Source organism: Ulvibacterium sp. (genome assembly GCF_028285715.1).
Taxonomy (GTDB): Bacteria; Bacteroidota; Bacteroidia; order Flavobacteriales; family Flavobacteriaceae; genus Ulvibacterium.
The window spans coordinates 96,264-114,624 of record NZ_JANQOO010000010.1 but is presented as its reverse complement, the minus strand read 5'-3'; the positions used below and the strand labels follow the sequence as shown (position 1 = coordinate 114,624).

Below are 18,361 nucleotides of genomic sequence, written 5' to 3'. Positions count from 1 at the left end.
GTCGTAGGATTTATTTTAGTTGAAACTCGGGTTGTCTTGCCAAATACTGTAATAATAGGTATACTTGAAACGGTGCGGTCATCCATGTGGCCAGTGTCCAAGTTTCATCATTTCCACCTTCGTAATAAGTGGGGTCTATATCGCTTCTAAAGGCGGCATATGCCTTTTCGTACTCACCATCATCCAACAATCCTTTCGGAAGGATAAAATCGATGATAGGTCTGGCGATAACATCCGGATTATTGCTGGTCAACCCATCATTTCCGGTAAGGGAGAGTCCAAATGCCCTAAACTGCTCATTATTGTTCTGGTAGAAAGTTTCAAGAATAGTCTCTATAGTGAGCCATCTTCCAATAATGAAATTGGTATTGATCCATGAACGATCGCGCTGCCAGCCGGCCACATCGAAGGGATCGAACATTTCCTGCCCCAATAAACGGGTGTAGTTGTTGATCTCGCTCAAGGTGGTATCGGTATAGGTAAAACCAGTCTCCTTTAGCGTATTCAAATACATATCATAAGGACTCTTGATAATAACACCAATGGATTCGTCGTCAAAAAAATGTTGGCTTCTGAACAGTTGCGATAAAACCGGGGCTATTTCAAAATTATTGGCCACAAAAGTATCGGCAAGTTCGTTTATGATACCTTGAGGGTGCCCTGGCGGGTAAGTGCCTCCAGGATTATACTCTTCCCTTTTGCTATCGGGATGTACAAAGAACTCGTAGAATTTCGTACAAATAAACCTTGCAATACTTCCTGCCCTTTGTTCAAAAAGGATAGTGATGACATCATCATATCCCCAATTCCCTGTCTGGCCTAAAATGGTCTTGCTTCCAGCATCGAAATTCTCAGCGTCAAAGGCAACGGGGGAGCAACCAATTTCACCTCTTTCCACATAACCGGTCAGTGCCTTGGCCGTTTCAATAATATCCTCTTCAGTATAGGCATTTCCCTCACCTAAGGTGAAAAGTTCATATAACTCACGGGCATAGTTTTCGTTGGGATTATTACCATTATTGTAGGCGCCGTCCAAATAGTAGAGCATGGCATCGGTCAATCCAATTTCACTTACGAACGTCCGGAAGTTCCCCAATGAATTACGTTGAAGACAATTGATATAATGGTAGAGGAATGAATTACAATTATATACGTCAATTTCGGTAACAAAGTGGTTACTCCAAAAGAAGCTCAGCCTGTCCCTAAGATTATTGTCCAAAAGTGCATTGGTATAGGTAAGGCGCCACTCTTCCAGTTGGGCCCTTCTGACCTGTCTTGCCTGGTCATCATCGGCAGGATAATTACTGTTATTCCAATCCGCCCAGGCCGGGGCCGTTGTCGGAGGCATGGCCACTGCTTGGTTGATCAAGTTGTCCACCAGCGTTCCCGCGTTTTGACCAACTGCCTGGTCAATAGTCTCTACCGAGGCGCTAAACCCCAGTCTTCTATACAAATGTGCCGCTTTTGTCCTGTCCAAAGGAGTGTTGTACGGCGCTAATGTAGAGGTATTACAATTAACGAAGTATTCCATAGATTTTAGGCTTTAAGAACGTTCATGTGCGTAGGGGCTAATTCTTAACGCTTAAACTTTTTGGATAGTATCTTAATCGTCTTATTTTCGTTGTACTGAGGGCCAATTTACGATGTTGGGTGTAATAATAACGACAAAGCGTTGTTTTTTTCGATGAAATGCACTCTTTTCACACAATTTCAAGAAGGCTTATATGGGGAAGCATAATGAATTTGGAAAGGATGGGGAGCAGATGGCGGTGGATTTTTTGGTAACAAAGGGCTATGACATTAAGTATCGTAATTACAGATATCTAAAATCCGAAATTGATATTATTGCACAAAAAGGAAAAACCCTTGCCATTGTAGAAGTCCGTGCCAGAAGCAATGACCAAATCATTCCCATTGCTGAAACCATTACCAAAAAGAAAATTGGACTTTTGGTGATGGGAGCAGACCACTATGTAACCCAACAGGAACTTGATGTTGAGGTACGTTTTGATGTTATTACCATTTTAAAAAATCGTAAAATTTTCAAAATCGAGCATTTGAAGGATGCTTTTTATCATTTTTAAGAGGGAATTACGCACAAAATTATTTGCAGAACAATTTGTTTTATTTGTAACAAAATGTTATTTTTGTACTTCAACTTAATCAAAAAATGAAAACAATTTCTTCCGTTGTAGAGCAATACATCAAAAAGAAACCTTTTTTGCAAAGCGCGTTGGCACAAGGCATCATTAATTTAACCTCGTTATCGCGTATCGTTAAGCCGGAGATAGAGGAGGAATTGGGTAAGGAAATTCGAAATGGAGCTATTGTGATGGCTTTAAAGCGTTTATCCGATGACTTGGAATTCAGGGCCACCCATAAGATAATCAAGGTCTTAAAAAACATTGGGGAAATTACCGTCCGCTCTTCATTGACCGACTATACGTTTTTGGCCTCGGATACAGTCCTTGTACAACAGGCTAAGCTTTTGGACGAAATCAATGCCAATCAGGATATTTTTTATACCTCTTCCCGTGGTGTTAACGAAATCAATATCGTAATCAGTAACAGTATGGATGAGATTGTTGAGCGACTTTTCAAAGCGGAAAAGTGTACCCAAAAGGCCGAGAATCTATCTTCCATCACGGTGAAACTTCCGGCGGAAAATGTTTCCGTACCTGGTATTTACTATTTTATTTTTCAGCGCTTGGCTTGGGAGGGCATTGTTCTTTACGAGGTGATTTCAACGACCAATGAATTTACCATCCTTGTGGACGATGATCAAGTAGATGTGGCCTTCAGGACCATAAAGGATTTAAAGGCACTTTAATTTTCATTCAGAAATTTGATTAATTCATTGCTGTCCCCAAGTTTGGCAATTATCCGTTTCTCCTTGTCCAGTACGAAATAGGTAGGCGTTTTTTCGATATCATACAATTCGGCATATTCATTTTCCCATTTTCCCAAAGCCAGGACGTGTTCAAAATTTTCAAATTGGGCCGATTCAATTTTCCAACGAACGTCATCATCTTCCAACCCTATGGCAATCACCCTTAGATTTGATCGCTGCTTTAGTCCTTCATACAATCTCGGTAGATCTCTGAGACAATGTCCACAGGTACTACTCCAAAAAATCAACATATAATACTTGGAGTCGTTGAGATCACTTAACTTTTTGACGGTATTATCGTCTCTCCATTCTATTTCAGGAGCGATAGCCCCTAACCGCAAACGATTATAGGTTTTGATCGTATTGATAATTTCCTGATCCTTCGTCGTGGCTGCCAAAGGGGTAAGATAATCTTTATATATGAAGTCTGACAAGGTATTATAATCATTTGCCGCGGCCTGTTTCCATAGATTATGAAAGACATGAAATTTAAAACCTGCGGAGGTGCCTTCCAAATGCCCGTTAACTTTCCTGGTGTTTTCTTGCATTGCCCTTTCCGTCTCAAGAGGACCCATCTGTTCTAAAGGGAGTGCAGTATACACATAGTTCGAAATTTTATCTGTTAAGAATCCAGAAGCTTGTAGGATCGGGTTTTTCAAGTCAAGTGAAGTAAAGTAGTTCGCCTTTCTGTTTTTGACGTAATCCGACAAAGATTCATTTTTCAAGGGGATGTAAGGTGAATTGGCCTTTACAAAATGTTGGGTCAGCATATCTTTGGACAATTCTTCATAGGCGGTCTGGGAGGCTCTCAAAGACTTTGTGACCGTTTCAAACTCTTTGGTTTTGTTCTTTCCTTCGGAATATAATTGGATAATTTCGCTTTCTAGACTATGGATATCCCTAAAATAGGCATTGAAAATTTTATTTTCCTCTGAAGTCGAAAAGTCAACCCCTTTGGAAACATCAAAGTGCAGTTGCACATCTTCTATTCCGTTATAGATGACATCAAAATAAAACTCATCCTGGGGAAGGGCATACACCAATCGATAGATTCCGGCAACGCTATTTTCAGGAAGCACCAAAGTGAATTTTCCACTGTTTATGGCGCTATCCGCCACATAGGATTGCCCATCCGGCTCAAGGTGATAGGCTATTAACCAACTGTAATTATCCGCTGGTGAGAAGGTGCCAAATATGGTATGTCGGCCCATTACCGACAGGGTAAGGAACAAAAGGGGGAAAAGGACGATTTTTCTCATGTTCTGAACAAATCAAACATCTTACCAAAATAGCTGGGAGCAAGAAAGCGGATATGGAATATCACATCTCCCAACCTTCCCGATAGGTCCTACCTACAAATTGATTGGCCTCTTCCAAGTTGGTAATCCGCATGTTCTCCCCATCCCACAAGAGTTTTTTACGAGCGTAAAAATCCATTTTTCCATCACTGTTTTCTCGTTGGAGCATATAACTTCGAATGGCCAAATTACCCATCAAAACGGTTTCGGTCATTGGCCCGGCATAATCGAAGGATGAGGTCAATGCTTTGTGTTCAGGACTGTCAAAACCTGCCTTGCAAGCATCTACCCATAACCGCTGATGGCCATATTCCGGCTCTTCGTTATTTTCCACTTCAGGGCCAAAATCGGTGGTACCGTCGTTGAGATATAGTTTGGGTGTAAGCGGGGAACTGTCATTGATATTAGTGGAAATGATACCTTTTTCCCCGATCATCAATACCCCATTTTGGCTTCCTGGGCCTCCAATGTCGTTATTAGCGGGAATGATATCCGGATGCGAAGGCCGAATACCCCCATCGCTCCAGGTCATCTCTATGGGAGATTTGCTCTTTTCCGTCGCCCCAAAATGCAAAGTGATAAATGATGAAGGTGGGCAACCTTCAGGATGATAATCCGCTGTCCACATCTGCGTATACACGGAACCTACACTACATTCTGCATCGGTTGGATATTTCAATCCCAAGGTTCTAAAAGGAATATCGATAAGGTGGCATCCTACATCGCCTAAGGCCCCTGTTCCATAGTCCCACCAGCCACGCCAGTTGAAAGGATGTAGATTAGGGGTATAGGGTCTGTTCGGGGCTGGCCCTAACCACAAATCCCAATAGAGGTCTTCAGGCTTTTTGCTTTCATCAGGTTCCGGCATGGCATATCCTTGGGGCCAAACAGGACGATTGGTCCATACCTGTACTTTAGAAATAGCGCCTATAGCATCCGTGTCCACCCATTTTTGTACCATATCCAATAGCGGGTTGGAACCACCTTGGTTTCCCATTTGGCTGACGATTTTTTTGTCCCTTGCCATTTGGGTGAGCTTTCGTGCCTCGCTGATATTATGGGTCAAGGGTTTTTGGACATATACATGTTTTCCACGCTCCATGGCAAAAGCCGCAGCTGGACCGTGCACGTGATCCGGGGTGGAAATAGTGACTGCATCAATACCTTTTTCCTTATCCAACATTTCGCGATAATCATTATACAATTTGGCTTTTGGAAATGCTTCCACAGAGCTCTTGGCCGATCCGGAAAAATCCACATCACAGAGCGCCACCACCTTTTCCCTACCTTGAACAGAAGCATTCATAATATCGCTTCGCCCTTTCCCTCCGGCACCAATAGCCGCCAAATTGAGGCGATCGCTCGGGGCCAAATAACCCGGTCCTCCAAGAACGTGCCTGGGTACGATAAAAATTGAGGAGGCTAAGGCGGATTTTTTAATAAATGATCGTCTGGAGTTATTTTTTTTGGTCTGCATGCATGTTGTTTTAGAGGATTTTTTTTAGTGCCCTCTAATATACTATAAACCACTTTAAGAAACTAGGTTTATGAGACTGGCCTAAAAGATTATGTTGTTTACGGAAAGAAGGCTTGGTGTTAAGAATTAGGATTTAAATATGGTGACGGTAAATACATTGTACTCTTAAGAAATACAATTGGAGATTACATTAAGTACATAATATAATTACAGCATTCGTAACCATTCCTTTGCCACTTCCAACATCAAATCGTTATCGGTTATGATTTCGTCTGGAAGAATAGATTCTTCGTAAACATTCCCATTCCTGTCCACCATGAATCCTACTGTTAAAAAAAGTGTTGAGTTATTGCTAAGAGGATACCCTACATTAGAGGTGGGGCGTCCGCAAGTGGCAGTTCCAAAACTTTTTGTGTTGGGTCTTCCCCTAAAAGCAATAACTACGGCTTCACCAGAGCTGCCTGAAGCCCCATTTGTTAAAACAGCGACCTTTGGACTTCCTTCTTTTAGCAAAGTGTATGGGTCTGGTAGTCGAAAATTTGTGATACCATCAACTTTAACTTCTCCATCCAGGTAGATCCACTCGACACGATTTCCATCAGGAGTCTGAAAATATCCCAAAATTCCCTCGCCCAATATAGATCCTATTGCCCCTAACATAGGAAACATATTTTCACCGCCATTGTCCCTTATGTCAACGATCCAACCTTTAAGATCAGCTTTATCCTGACTTTTTATCTGATCTACTATAGCATCTGCATAGGTTCTGGCCTCTTCCGAGGTACCCCCCAAAGCTTCCAACATAGATATATCCGATATCCTCCTCATCAAAGGAAATACTCCCTAAGGTAGGAGGGCATTGGCCACCTGCAAAAAGTATCTCTCCTTCAGCTGTACGTAAAAAGCTATGATTGTCTTCGAGTAACTCCAGGGCCTTTAAAATGGCAGGGTAAGTTTCTTCAATGGTTTGGGCCGGCCCTGCTATTTCAAAAACAGACGCCCTAAAATCCGACCAGTTGATGTTACCTCTATTTATTGAGTTGGTCTCCATGACATCTATGATGCCATTTAGGTAGTTTAATGAGACCCTTGATATGTTTGGGTCTGCGAATGGTTCGGAATCGTCATTGGAACAACCAATAAAAAGTAGAAGAATAAAAATGGGACATAAAAACCTTAAGCGCATAATAATCGTTTATAAATTAATATTTCGCTAGTTTTTATGTCCCAATAGGAAATAACATTTCAATATAGTAAAAAGCACATTGAAATGGGAAAATAATAAGAATATTTCTTACAACTGGGAATGAAGTTGCGCCATAGCCAAAGGTTGTAGCACCTCTAGCGCCTTATCCACAGAGGTAATCTGTTCAAACACTAGCAATAGTCGGAGTCCACTTCGGGTCTGTTTTTCCTTAAGTTTAACCTGTTGCGGATGGTTTTGTGCAAATTGAAGTACTTTGGTAAAGGCTGCACTCTGATAGAAATCCGATTGTTGGTCGGCGATAAAATATCCAAGGAACTTCCCTCTTTTCATCACCACTTTTTCCAATCCGATACGGCTGCCAATCCATTTTATCCGGACGGAATTCAGGAGGTCCGCCACTGCATCCGGCAATTGGCCGAAACGGTCTATCAATTGGGTTTCGAATTTTTGAAGGCCTTCTTCATCCTTTACTTGATTGAGTTGCGTGTACAGATTTAGGCGTTCCGTTATATTGTTGATATAATCGTCCGGGAAAAGCAGTTGAAAATCCGTATCGATCTGGGTATCCTTTACAAATACTTTTTTACGGTCCCCCTCAACTTCTTCGTACAATTCCTTAAACTCGTTTTCCTTAAGTTCTTCTATGGCCTCTGCCAATATCTTTTGATAAGTCTCGAACCCAATTTCGTTGATAAATCCACTTTGTTCACCACCCAATAGATCGCCCGCTCCCCTAATCTCCAAATCTTTCATGGCGATATGGAATCCACTTCCCAATTCCGTAAATTGCTCCAATGCCTGGATACGTTTTCGGGCATCAGGGGTCATAACATCGTAAGGCGGGGTAACAAAAAAGCAAAAAGCCTTTTTGTTGCTTCGTCCCACACGACCACGCATCTGATGCAGATCGCTCAATCCAAAATTATTGGCATTGTTGATAAAAATAGTGTTGGCATTGGTTACGTCCAATCCGCTTTCTACTATGGTTGTAGAGACCAAGACATCAAACTCGCCATTAATAAAGGAAAGCATTAAAGCCTCCAGTTTTTTGCCTTCCATCTGCCCATGGCCGATGGCTACTTTGGCATCGGGAACCAGACGTTGTACCATGCCGGCCACTTCCTTGATGTTCTCGATCCGGTTATGGATAAAAAATACCTGTCCCCCGCGTTGTATCTCATAGGTAATGGCATCCCGAATGGTTTCCTCTGAGAATCGGATAACCCGGCTCTCTATAGGATACCTGTTGGGTGGGGGTGTATTGATGACGGAGAGGTCACGGGCGGCCATTAAACTAAATTGCAAGGTGCGCGGAATAGGGGTAGCGGTAAGCGTTAGCACATCTACGTTTTCCTTAATGGATTTTAGTTTGTCCTTGACCGATACACCGAACTTTTGCTCTTCATCCACGATCAACAACCCAAGATCTTTGAATTTTACATTTTTGTTGACAAGTTGATGGGTCCCGATAACAATATCCACTTTTCCCAATGCCAAATTTTCAAGGGTCTCCCTTCGCTCCCTTGCTGTCCTGAAACGGTTGAGGTAATCCACGGTCACAGGCATATCCTTCAGGCGCTCCGTAAAGGTGCGATGGTGTTGAAACGCCAAAATAGTTGTAGGTACCAATACGGCCACCTGCTTGGCATTGTCTACCGCCTTGAATGCGGCACGGATGGCCACCTCGGTCTTGCCGAAACCTACATCCCCGCATATGAGCCGGTCCATGGGGCGTTCACTTTCCATATCTCTCTTAACATCGCTCGTAGCGGTGCTCTGATCCGGCGTATCCTCATAAATGAAGGAAGCTTCCAGTTCTGTCTGGAGATAGCTGTCCGGATTGTATTGAAACCCCTTTTCCAAACGCCTTTTTGCATAGACCTTGATTAGGTCAAAGGCAATTTTCTTAACGCGCGATTTGGTCTTTTGCTTAAGTTTTTTCCAGGCCGCCGAGCCTAATTTATATATCTTAGGTACAGCCCCGTCCTTTCCATTGAATTTGGAGATTTTATAGAGCGAATGGATACTGACGTACAGGATATCGCGATCACCATACATCAATTTTATGGCTTCCTGTTTTTTTCCTTCCACATCAATTTTTTGAAGTCCCCCGAACTTCCCGATACCATGATCAATATGGGTCACGTAATCCCCAATTTCCAACTTGTTGAGTTCCTTAAGAGTAATGGCCTGCTTTTTGGCGTAGCCATTTTTGAGATGGAATTTGTGGTATCGTTCAAAGATTTGATGGTCGGTGTAACAGACGATTTTCAAATCGTTGTCAATAAAACCTTGGTATAAGGGAAATACCAAGGTCTGGTAGTGCACCTGTTGCTCTACCTCCTCAAAAATGTCATGAAAACGTTGGGCCTGTTGTTCACTGGCACAGCAAATATAATTGGTGTAACCTTTTTGGTAATTTGTATTGAGATCATCAATTAGCAAATCGAATTTTTTATTGAAGGAGGGCTGGGGTTTCGTATTGAAATGCAGGGTTGTCACCGGAGCTTCTACCCTGCTCAATGTATCATCATCTTTCAGGCTTAGCGCCGCCGAAGCCCCAATTTCAATCAGACCAAAATCTTTCAATTGATTTGTAAAGAGTGTTGAATTCACAAAAAGTTCCTCGGGAGCGGCGTGTTTGATTTCTTCGGAAAGCTGGGCAAATACCTCATGGGCCTTCCCAAAAAAATTGTCCAATCTCTTGAACAACAAATCCTTGTTTTGAATGACAACTACGGTTTTTGGGGAAATATATTTTAGAAAACTCTCTCGTTTTTCCTCTAAAAACTTATTGGCTACATTGGGAATAATACTAATTTTCTTCACAGTATCGGTTGAAAGTTGAGTCTCCACATCAAATGTGCGGATGCTATCTACCTCATCCCCAAAAAATTCGATACGGTACGGCTCGTCATGTGAAAACGAAAACACGTCCACAATACCTCCACGAACGGAAAACTCTCCGGGTTCCGTTACAAAATCAACACGCTTAAACCGATATTCGAAAAGTATTTCATTGAGAAAATCCAACGAAAGTGTGTCGTCAAGTCTAATTTTGAGTGTATTCTTTTCAAGTTCCCTCCGTGTCACCACTTTTTCAAAAAGCGCATCGGGGTAGGTAACAACGACGGCAGATTTTTTCCGGGAGTTGATACGGTTAAGGACCTCTGCCCGAAACAGCACATTGGCGTTGTCCGTTTCCTCAATTTGGTAAGGCCTACGGTAACTTCCCGGATAGAAGAGTACATCTTTTTCACCGATAAGTCGTTCCAAATCGTTGAGATGGTAAGCGGCCTCCTCTTTATCGTTAAAAACCAATAAAAAAGGAAGCTCGGAATTTAAAAATACGTCGGAAAGCACAAAGGAAAGTGAGGATCCCGTAAGACCTTGAACAGTGAGCCTGTTTTGTGATATGGCAATAGCTTCCCTCAGTTTCTGGGTTCGCAGAGACCGTGAATAGCTTTCGGAAATCGGGGTATTGACCAACCGTAAAACTTTGTACAAAGATAGATTTAAGAGGGAAGCAATCCAATAGTAAGCGCAATTTTAGCGCCAATATTTAGGGGTGTGGGGAAATTGATGATATTAGGGTAAATAAGTAAGGCGGGGAGCGATTATATCTTCATAATCTCATCTTCTACAATGGCAAATACCTCATCGTTTTTTTTCGGTTCCAAGATAAAAGTCCCTGTAAACTTTCCAAAGGCTGGTAGAATTAGTTGTTGCCCACTTTTGAAAAAACAAGGTAACCTAAGGGATTGGCGCCCTTTTCCCCGTAACCGTATAGCGGGGTGTATATGACCAGAAAAATTGAAAAAACCGGTTCGTTCTTCCGGGTGGTGGGTCAACAGAAAATCGTCCCATTCAACTTCTGAAACCACCTTAATGCCCAGATCCTCATACTTTAAGGGGGAAATGATATCATGGTTCCCTGCGACAAGAATGATTTCAACAGACTTTTTAGCGACCCACTTTTCGAAAAAATTCCATTCCTTGTTCAAGGCCGAGTGGAATAAGTCTCCCAAAAAACAGATGACCCTGGGATTGAAGTATTCCAAAGCCTCGTCCATTAACTCAAAGTTTTTTTGGACTACATTTTGAGGGACGGCCGCACCGAACTTTCGGAAATGGGATACCTTTCCTAAATGTACATCACTTATCAATAAGACCGATCGATCTTGCCAAAATAGCGTTCCAGAAGGATGCAACCTAAAATTTTGATTCCGTATTTGGATGGGATACGTGTTCATTCGGATTTCAAAGGTAAAAAAAGAGCCCCTTGTTTATATGCTTTGATATCCCTACTTTGTCTGTTCATAATAAATTGATGCCAACCATGTCCAAAATTGTCGTTATAGGAAGTTCCAATACAGATATGGTCGTAAAGACCAAAAGATTCCCGGAACCGGGTGAGACCATATTGGGAGGTGATTTTTATATGTTTCCTGGAGGTAAGGGAGCCAACCAAGCCGTAGCGGCAGCCAGGGCAGGGGGAGAGGTTATTTTTATTTGTTGTTTGGGAGATGACCTCTTTGGTCAAAACGCGCTTAAGGGATATGCCAAGGAGGGAATAGATATTGATAGTGTAAAAATCGTTGAAAAAGAAGCCTCGGGAGTAGCCCTGATTACGGTAAATGGAGAAGGAGAAAACGAAATTGTGGTGGCTTCCGGAACCAATGCCCTACTTTCACCAGAGCACCTCGAAGCAAAAATGAAATCCATCTCCAACGCCCAAATTTTTCTTACCCAACTGGAAACACCCATAGAAACCGTTGCCTTTTTGGCAGCGTACTGCAAGGCTAAAGGTCAGAGGCTTATTATTAATCCTGCTCCGGCACAGGCATTGGACGACACAGTTTTAAATGGACTCTTTTTGATTACCCCCAATGAAACGGAAACCAAGATCTTGAGCGGAATTGAGGTTACGGATGATGCTTCACTAGAGAATGCGGGCAGTGTTTTTTTAGAAAAAGGAGTGCAAAATGTCATCGTTACCTTGGGAAGCCGGGGCTCTTTTTTTATGAATGCCACAGAGAGCTTCGTGGTCCCTGCCCCAAAGGTAAAAGCTGTTGATACCACCGCCGCCGGTGATGTTTTTAATGGAGTTTTGACCGTTTGTTTGGCAGAGGGCAAGGGATGGAAGGAGAGCATGGCCTTTGCCAGTAAGGCAGCGGCACTTGCCGTTACAAAGATGGGGGCACAGGACACGGCACCCACATTAGAAGAAATCAACCAATTTTAAGATTATGTTCGTTATAGAAACCTATCAAGTTGCCGTACTGTTCTGTATCATTACCATGTTCGCCTGGGGCTCCTGGGCCAATACCCAAAAATTGGCGGCGAGCAGTTGGCGTTTTGAACTTTACTACTGGGATTATGTTTTTGGGATTGTTGTGTTTTCCTTGCTTTTTGCTTTTACGGCAGGAAGTATGGGAGAGATGGGAAGGCCTTTTTTAGAAGATATTGCCCAAGGTAGTTCCGAAAATGTCTGGTCCGCCGTTTTGGGCGGTATCCTTTTTAATCTTGCCAATATCCTTTTGGTAGCGGCCATTGCGTTGGCCGGCATGTCGGTTGCCTTTCCCGTGGGGATAGGTCTGGCTTTGGTTATTGGTGTTATTGTAAATTACTTGGATCAACCCATAGGGAACTCCACACTTCTATTTGGTGGGGTCGGCCTGATCGTTTTGGCCATTTTATTGAATGCCAATGCTTATAAAAAGTTGTCCGCACAGCAGCAAAAGGTGCCTACAAAAGGATTGGTACTGGCCGTTGTGGCAGGATTGTTAATGGGTCTGTTTTACAAGTACGTGGCCAATTCCATGTTTCCCGACTTCACCCAGCCTATTGCTGGAAAATTGAGCCCCTATACTGCGGTTTTTCTTTTTGCCTTGGGAATTTTGGCGAGCAACTTTTTATTCAATACAGTACTGATGCGCAAACCTGTAGAGGGTGCCGCGGTCAGTTTCAAGGATTATTTTGCCGGTAGCGGAAAAAGCCATCTTATGGGTGTCCTGGGCGGGGTAATTTGGTGTATAGGGATGTCATTTAGTATTTTGGCATCGGATAAGGCCGGACCGGCCATTTCATATGGACTGGGTCAGGGAGCTACGGTAGTCGCAGCTTTGTGGGGTATTTTTGTTTGGAAGGAATTCAAGGGAGCTCCCAAAGGTGTTTCTGGAATGCTGAATGCTATGTTGCTCCTTTATATTGTCGGATTGGGACTTATAATCGCGGCTCGTTAGGCCATAATTACAGATTACTTTTTCGTTAAAATTGCGGCCATTCTTTTAATGCGGTCCGCAAGCTTTTCACTGGATAATCTTTCACGGCTTAAACGATCGGTAATAATGGGAAAGGAGAAGGGGGTAGGTTGTTCACAATGCTTCCAAACGATTTCCTGGGTGGCCATCCGTTCCAGTGCCATGCGTAAACGACCTTCTTCCAGTTGATGTTCAAAAGTTTCCCGAAAGGCCTGTTGGAATAAAAGGTTGTTGGGCTCGTAGTCCCGGAAGACATCAAATAGCAATTGTGAGTTGCTCTGCAGGTGTTTCATTTTAATCTGCTTGTAAGGATATCCTGTAAATACCATCCCGCTGATAACCGCAATATCCCTGAACTTTCTACGTGCCATTTCTGTGGAATTCAGGCTTTTTTGCAAATCTTCCAGTAGATATTCCGCGGTGAACAAATCATTGTCGATGACCTGTTGCATATCTATAGGCTTATCCGACAGCAGTTCAAACCCATAATCGTTAAAGGCCAAGGAAAATGTAATGGGGGAAAGCAGGCTTATACGATACCCGAAAAGGCTACCCATGGCCTCATGGACAAAACGACCCTCAAAGGGATAAAAGATATGATGGTGTCCTTCCCGGGTCTTAAAGGTTTCGATAAGGAATTCATAGGGTTTAGGAACGATGCTTTCCCTGCCTTGACGTTCAAAAATATGGGCCAAAGACTGAATTTCTTCCGATTGTTCCTTTGAGGGGCTATAAACAGAATACAGTTCATTTCGCAATAATTCGGACATCCGGGCCGAAAGTGTTAAACGTCCACCCATCCAGCTGGGTACTTTGTTGGTTCTTTTTTTCGAATTACGGACATGGACCTGCATTCCCTTGATTCGGATGAACTCCAGATTCCGTCCCGCAAAGGTAAAAACGTCCCCTTGGGTCAATTTGGAGATGAAATATTCTTCGATAGAACCAATGTGCCCTCCCTTTTGATAGCGTACGGTAAGATTGGCATCACCCACAATGGTACCTATTTGAAAGCGATGACGCATGGCAATGCCCTTATTATTTACCTTAAATTTGCCATCTTCCCCTACTTCTACCTTTTTGTATTCGTCATAGGTCTGTAGACTTTGGCTACCCATGACCAAAAAGTTGAGTAGCCAGTGCCATTGCTCCAAGGAAATTGCCTGATAGCAGAAGGTCTGTTTGATTTCCGCAAAGATTTGATCGGGATAAAATCCATCGGATACCGCAAGTGTAGTCAAATATTGCAACAGTACATCATAGCTGTTCAGATAGGGAATCCGGTCTTCCACAGCATTCTGCCTTACAGCCTGTTGCAAGGCCGAAGCTTCGATAAGTTCAATAGCGTGGGTAGGAAGAAAATAAATGACGCTTTCCTTTCCTGGCCTGTGGCCACTTCGTCCGGCGCGTTGCAAAAAACGGGCTACCCCCTTGGGACCTCCTATCTGAACCACGGTCTCCACAGGGGCAAAGTCTACGCCCAAGTCTAGACTTGAAGTACAGACCACGGCTTTAAGACTTTCGTTGCGAATGGCCTGTTCTACCCAGGTCCGTGTCTCCTTGTTTATGCTTCCATGGTGCATGGCGATTTCCCCAGCATATTCCGGATGTTTTTCCAAGATCTTTTGGAACCAAATTTCACACTGGCTTCGGGTGTTGGTAAAGAGTAAGGTAGTCCTACTATTGTTGATAATGGGTACGACGTCCTCTAAAAGTCGAATTCCCAAATGGCCGCGCCATGGGAAAGTTTCCATTTGCTTTGGGATGATACTTTTAACGGTAATTTTCTTTTTGATGTTGGCCCTGATCATCACCGAATTCCGATGCGCCTCGGTTTCCGGACCCAAAAGCACCGCACGGGCCTGTTCCAGATTTCCTATGGTAGCCGATATGCCCCAAATTCGGAGATTGTTGGAAACCGTTTTTAGACGGGAGAGGGCCAGTTCCATCTGTACCCCGCGCTTGGTGCCCAGAAGCTCGTGCCATTCGTCCACCACAATGGCAGAGCAGTTTTTAAAGGTTTTGTCATACCCTTTGGATGCAAGCAAAAGCTGAAGGCTCTCTGGAGTAGTAATTAAAAGGTCGGGCATGTTTCTTTTCTGTTGTGACCTTTCCTGTGTGGTGGTATCCCCTGTACGGATGCCTACCGTCATTTGGGTTTCCAGATCTTTGGTAACACGTTCCGCGGATTGTTTGATTTCCTGGGACAAGGCCCTTAGTGGGGTTATCCAAATGGCTTTTAGCCCTTTTTTGTGTTTTGTCCTATATTCCGGATTTTGTTTGATGTAATGCAACACTATGGGAAACCATAGCGCATAGGTCTTACCGCTTCCCGTAGGGGCGTTCAACAGGCCGTGTTTACCCTGTAAAAATGCATTCCAGGTCTTTTTTTGAAATGGAAAAGGCTTCCAACTTTGGGATTGGAACCAATTTTCGGCGATTTTATGAAGTTCTTCTTTGGTCATTTGATTGCCTTGCAGAACCAGTTCTTTTTAGGATGTGTATGGCTATCTAGGAGAAGAAGGGTCATGGGATCATATTTTTCAAATCTTCCAAGGTATTTGCCTCCTCGATTTTCTTATCCTGCCGCCAGCGTAATATTCTGGGAAATCGTGTGGCAACACCACTTTTATGTCGTTTGGAAAGGGCAATACCTTCAAAGGCAATTTCAAAGACATGATGGGGTGTTACGGAACGTACCGGCCCAAAACGTTCCAGGGTGTTCTTCTTGATCCAATTATCTACTTGCCGAAACTCGGCATCGGTCAACCCGGAATAGGCCTTCGCAAAAGTGACCAATTCTTTTTTACCGTCATCGTTTTCTGTCCAAAGGGCAAAGGTGTAATCCGTAAAAAGGTTACTTCGCCTTCCATGCCCGCGCATGGCATAAGTGAGCACGGCATCTATGGTCAAAGGATCGACCTTCCATTTCCACCAATCGCCTTTTTTTCTTCCCACCAGATAAGGAGATTCCTTACGTTTTAGCATTAGGCCTTCGCTATGCACTTCACGGGAACGATTTCGCTCTTGGACCACTTGCTGCCAGGAATTATGTTCTAGTGTTTCGGAAAGGTGCAGGGATTTTGTTGCTCCCAGGAAATTGACCTTTTCAAAAAGCCTTTCCAATAGTTTTCTTCGTTCAACAAAAGGTTCATTTCGAATATCTTTGCCTTGCCATTCCAATAAATCATACACTTTTAGGATTACCGGAGTCTTTTCCAGCAAGTTCTTCGAAACCGTTTTTCTGCCAATTCGGGTCTGTAGGTCGTTAAACGTACCGATTTGGCCTTTGGGGTAGGGAAGTATTTCCCCATCCAGGACCGTGCCATTAGGAATAGCCGAAATGAAGGACTTGAACTCCGGATATTTATCGGTGACCAGTTCTTCCCCCCGACTCCAAACGAAGAGTTCATTGTTCCGTAGAATGACCTGGGCGCGAATTCCGTCCCATTTGTGCTCAACGGACCAGTCTTTTACATTTCCCAACTCCTCCACTTTGTTTTCAATGGCATAGGCCAAGTAGAAAGGGTAGGGCTTGGAAAGGTAATCACTTTCATTTTCCTCTAATATCAGTTCCTGGAACGAAATGGAATTCGGGTCCCAGTTGCCCATCATTTTGTAGGCAAGAATATCCTCATCGATTTCCGTGGCCTTTGCCAAGGCACGTGTCATAAGTTTTTGACTTACTCCTATTCGAAAGCCGCCCGTTATTAATTTGGTAAAGACAAAGCGTTCATAATAATTGAGCACCTTCCAATTCTCATAAAGATATTGTTTTTTGGCTTTGTCATCCTTCTTTTTGAGGGCGATCATTTCCACTAAAAATTGGGTCAGACTTTTTTCTGTGGAAGTTTTGGAAGAGGGGATGACCAAGGCAATGGTCTCGGCCAAATCCCCAACGATATGATAGCTTTCCTCAAACAACCATAAAGGAATATTCGCCACCTCCGATGCCCATTCCCGTAACAATGTGGTATTAACCGGGCGTGGCGGACGCCGATGGGAAAGAATGGCTATGGTCCATACTTTATCCTTATCATCAACTGTATTAAAATAATGGGTTAGGGCATTTACCTTAACATTGGTCTTATTGGTGCTATCTAGGGTTTTTATAAGTTGAGCAAAACGTTTCATGCCTCGGATTCTTCTTTTGAAGTTGGGTTCAATTCTCCCGATTCCCCTTCATATTGCGTTTCCTCGGTACGCGCGTCGTACCCCTGTTCCCTTAAATATTTTGAAAATATTTCGGTATAGCCGTGAGTACATATAATCTTTTCAGCTCCGGTTGCTCCGATGCAGTCCAAAAGTCCTTGCCAATCACAATGATCACTAAGGACAAATCCTTTGTCAATGGCCCTCCTCCGACGGGCACCCCGGAAGGTCATCCAACCACTGGCTGATGCCGTAACATAAGGCACCATTTTTCGCATCCAGGCACTCCCATGGGCACTGGGAGGGGCAATAACCATATGACCAAGCAATTCCTCTTTTTTAGTGTCCGGTGTAATCAATATCGTTTTTGGAAAATCCGCCAGGTGGCGCACTACCTCGGTCATATTCTCTACAGCTCCATGTGTGTAAATTTTTCCAAGGGAAAGATCTAAATGCCTAAGTAGGCGTTGTGCTTTTCCCAAAGTGTACCCAAAAAGCACAGAGGTTTTACCTTCGGATTTATTTTCGGCCCACCAACTGTTGATTTCTTGAAAGACCTCTCTTTGTGGCATCCATTTAAAGGGAGGGAGGCCAAAGGTGCACTCTGTAATAAAGGTATTACATTTAACAGGTTCATACGCTGTGCAGACCCCGTCATCCTCATTTTTATAGTCTCCGGAAAATACCCATACTTCCCCTTTATGTTCAACCCTAATCTGGGAAGAACCGATAATATGACCGGCCGGATACAAACTAAATTTTACATTGTTTACGGTAAAGGATTCGCCCCATTCCTTGCCCTGTATATTGATTTCTCCCAATCGGTGGGTAACAATAGGTACGTTCCGATGATGTGTAATGTAGCTCTTGTGGCCCCAGCGGCTATGATCTGCGTGACCATGGGAAATAATGGCCTTTTGTACCGGACGCCAGGGATCCAGATACACATCCGCCCTGCTGCAATAAATGCCCTTGTCCGTAAATTCCAAAAGAGGCTTTTTCATAGTGGCAGGAAGTTACGAATTTGGCCAAAAACAAAGTTGGGGATATTATAAAATATGACCTCTAAAAAAA

At 43.4% G+C, this 18,361-nt stretch carries 14 protein-coding genes; 4 read left to right on the top strand and 10 right to left on the bottom strand.

What is annotated here, in order from left to right; all coding sequences use genetic code 11:
• Positions 1–10: 10 nt before the first annotated feature.
• Positions 11–1,531, bottom strand: coding sequence for a DUF1800 domain-containing protein (locus Q0993_RS03850; RefSeq protein WP_299529907.1), 1,521 nt, complete (start codon positions 1,529–1,531; stop codon positions 11–13).
• A gap of 193 nt (positions 1,532–1,724) precedes the next feature.
• Here Q0993_RS03850 and Q0993_RS03845 point away from each other — a divergent pair, with 193 nt between their 5' ends.
• Positions 1,725–2,084 (top strand): YraN family protein, encoded by a 360-nt coding sequence (locus Q0993_RS03845; protein WP_299529906.1) that lies wholly within the window; start codon positions 1,725–1,727, stop codon positions 2,082–2,084.
• 86 nt (positions 2,085–2,170) lie between these two features.
• Complete coding sequence (locus tag Q0993_RS03840; RefSeq protein ID WP_299529903.1) at positions 2,171–2,830, top strand: aspartate kinase; 660 nt, start codon at positions 2,171–2,173, stop codon at positions 2,828–2,830.
• On the opposite strand, the gene Q0993_RS03835 is transcribed toward Q0993_RS03840, so the two are convergent.
• The 6 genes from Q0993_RS03835 to pdeM form a co-directional block, all read right to left on the bottom strand.
• The gene (locus Q0993_RS03835) at positions 2,827–4,149 is read right to left on the bottom strand and encodes a thioredoxin-like domain-containing protein (RefSeq protein ID WP_299529901.1); all 1,323 of its coding nucleotides are present in this window, start codon (positions 4,147–4,149) and stop codon (positions 2,827–2,829) included. The two genes, Q0993_RS03840 and Q0993_RS03835, sit on opposite strands and share 4 nt — an antisense overlap.
• 61 nt (positions 4,150–4,210) lie before the next feature.
• Entirely contained in the window at positions 4,211–5,665 is a 1,455-nt protein-coding gene (locus tag Q0993_RS03830; RefSeq protein WP_299529899.1) for a Gfo/Idh/MocA family oxidoreductase, read from the bottom strand.
• A gap of 207 nt (positions 5,666–5,872) precedes the next feature.
• Complete coding sequence (locus Q0993_RS03825; protein WP_299529897.1) at positions 5,873–6,469, bottom strand: S41 family peptidase; 597 nt, start codon at positions 6,467–6,469, stop codon at positions 5,873–5,875.
• Positions 6,387–6,851 (bottom strand): hypothetical protein, encoded by a 465-nt coding sequence (locus tag Q0993_RS03820; protein ID WP_299529895.1) that lies wholly within the window; start codon positions 6,849–6,851, stop codon positions 6,387–6,389. The genes Q0993_RS03825 and Q0993_RS03820 overlap by 83 nt, the downstream gene beginning before the upstream one ends.
• Positions 6,852–6,959: 108 nt before the next feature.
• Positions 6,960–10,361: a transcription-repair coupling factor gene (mfd, locus tag Q0993_RS03815; RefSeq protein WP_299530358.1), complete on the bottom strand. Its 3,402-nt coding sequence runs from the start codon at positions 10,359–10,361 to the stop codon at positions 6,960–6,962.
• A 128-nt stretch (positions 10,362–10,489) separates the two neighbouring features.
• Positions 10,490–11,125 carry a ligase-associated DNA damage response endonuclease PdeM gene (gene pdeM / locus Q0993_RS03810; RefSeq protein WP_299529893.1) on the bottom strand — a complete coding sequence of 212 codons (636 nt, stop codon included), beginning with the start codon at positions 11,123–11,125 and terminating at the stop codon, positions 10,490–10,492.
• 86 nt (positions 11,126–11,211) lie between these two features.
• Here pdeM and rbsK point away from each other — a divergent pair, with 86 nt between their 5' ends.
• Entirely contained in the window at positions 11,212–12,117 is a 906-nt protein-coding gene (gene rbsK / locus Q0993_RS03805) for a ribokinase (RefSeq protein WP_299529891.1), read from the top strand.
• A gap of 4 nt (positions 12,118–12,121) precedes the next feature.
• Positions 12,122–13,117 carry a GRP family sugar transporter gene (locus Q0993_RS03800; RefSeq protein ID WP_299529889.1) on the top strand — a complete coding sequence of 332 codons (996 nt, stop codon included), beginning with the start codon at positions 12,122–12,124 and terminating at the stop codon, positions 13,115–13,117.
• Between the two features lie 14 nt (positions 13,118–13,131).
• On the opposite strand, the gene Q0993_RS03795 is transcribed toward Q0993_RS03800, so the two are convergent.
• From Q0993_RS03795 to Q0993_RS03785, 3 genes are all read right to left on the bottom strand, one after another.
• Positions 13,132–15,600 carry a ligase-associated DNA damage response DEXH box helicase gene (locus Q0993_RS03795; RefSeq protein WP_299529887.1) on the bottom strand — a complete coding sequence of 823 codons (2,469 nt, stop codon included), beginning with the start codon at positions 15,598–15,600 and terminating at the stop codon, positions 13,132–13,134.
• A 61-nt stretch (positions 15,601–15,661) separates the two neighbouring features.
• Positions 15,662–17,269, bottom strand: a complete 1,608-nt coding sequence (locus Q0993_RS03790; RefSeq protein WP_299529885.1) for an ATP-dependent DNA ligase — start codon at positions 17,267–17,269, stop codon at positions 15,662–15,664.
• The gene (locus Q0993_RS03785; protein ID WP_299529883.1) at positions 17,266–18,291 is read right to left on the bottom strand and encodes a ligase-associated DNA damage response exonuclease; all 1,026 of its coding nucleotides are present in this window, start codon (positions 18,289–18,291) and stop codon (positions 17,266–17,268) included. Before Q0993_RS03785 ends, Q0993_RS03790 begins: the two co-directional genes overlap by 4 nt.
• Between the last annotated feature and the right edge of the window lie 70 nt (positions 18,292–18,361).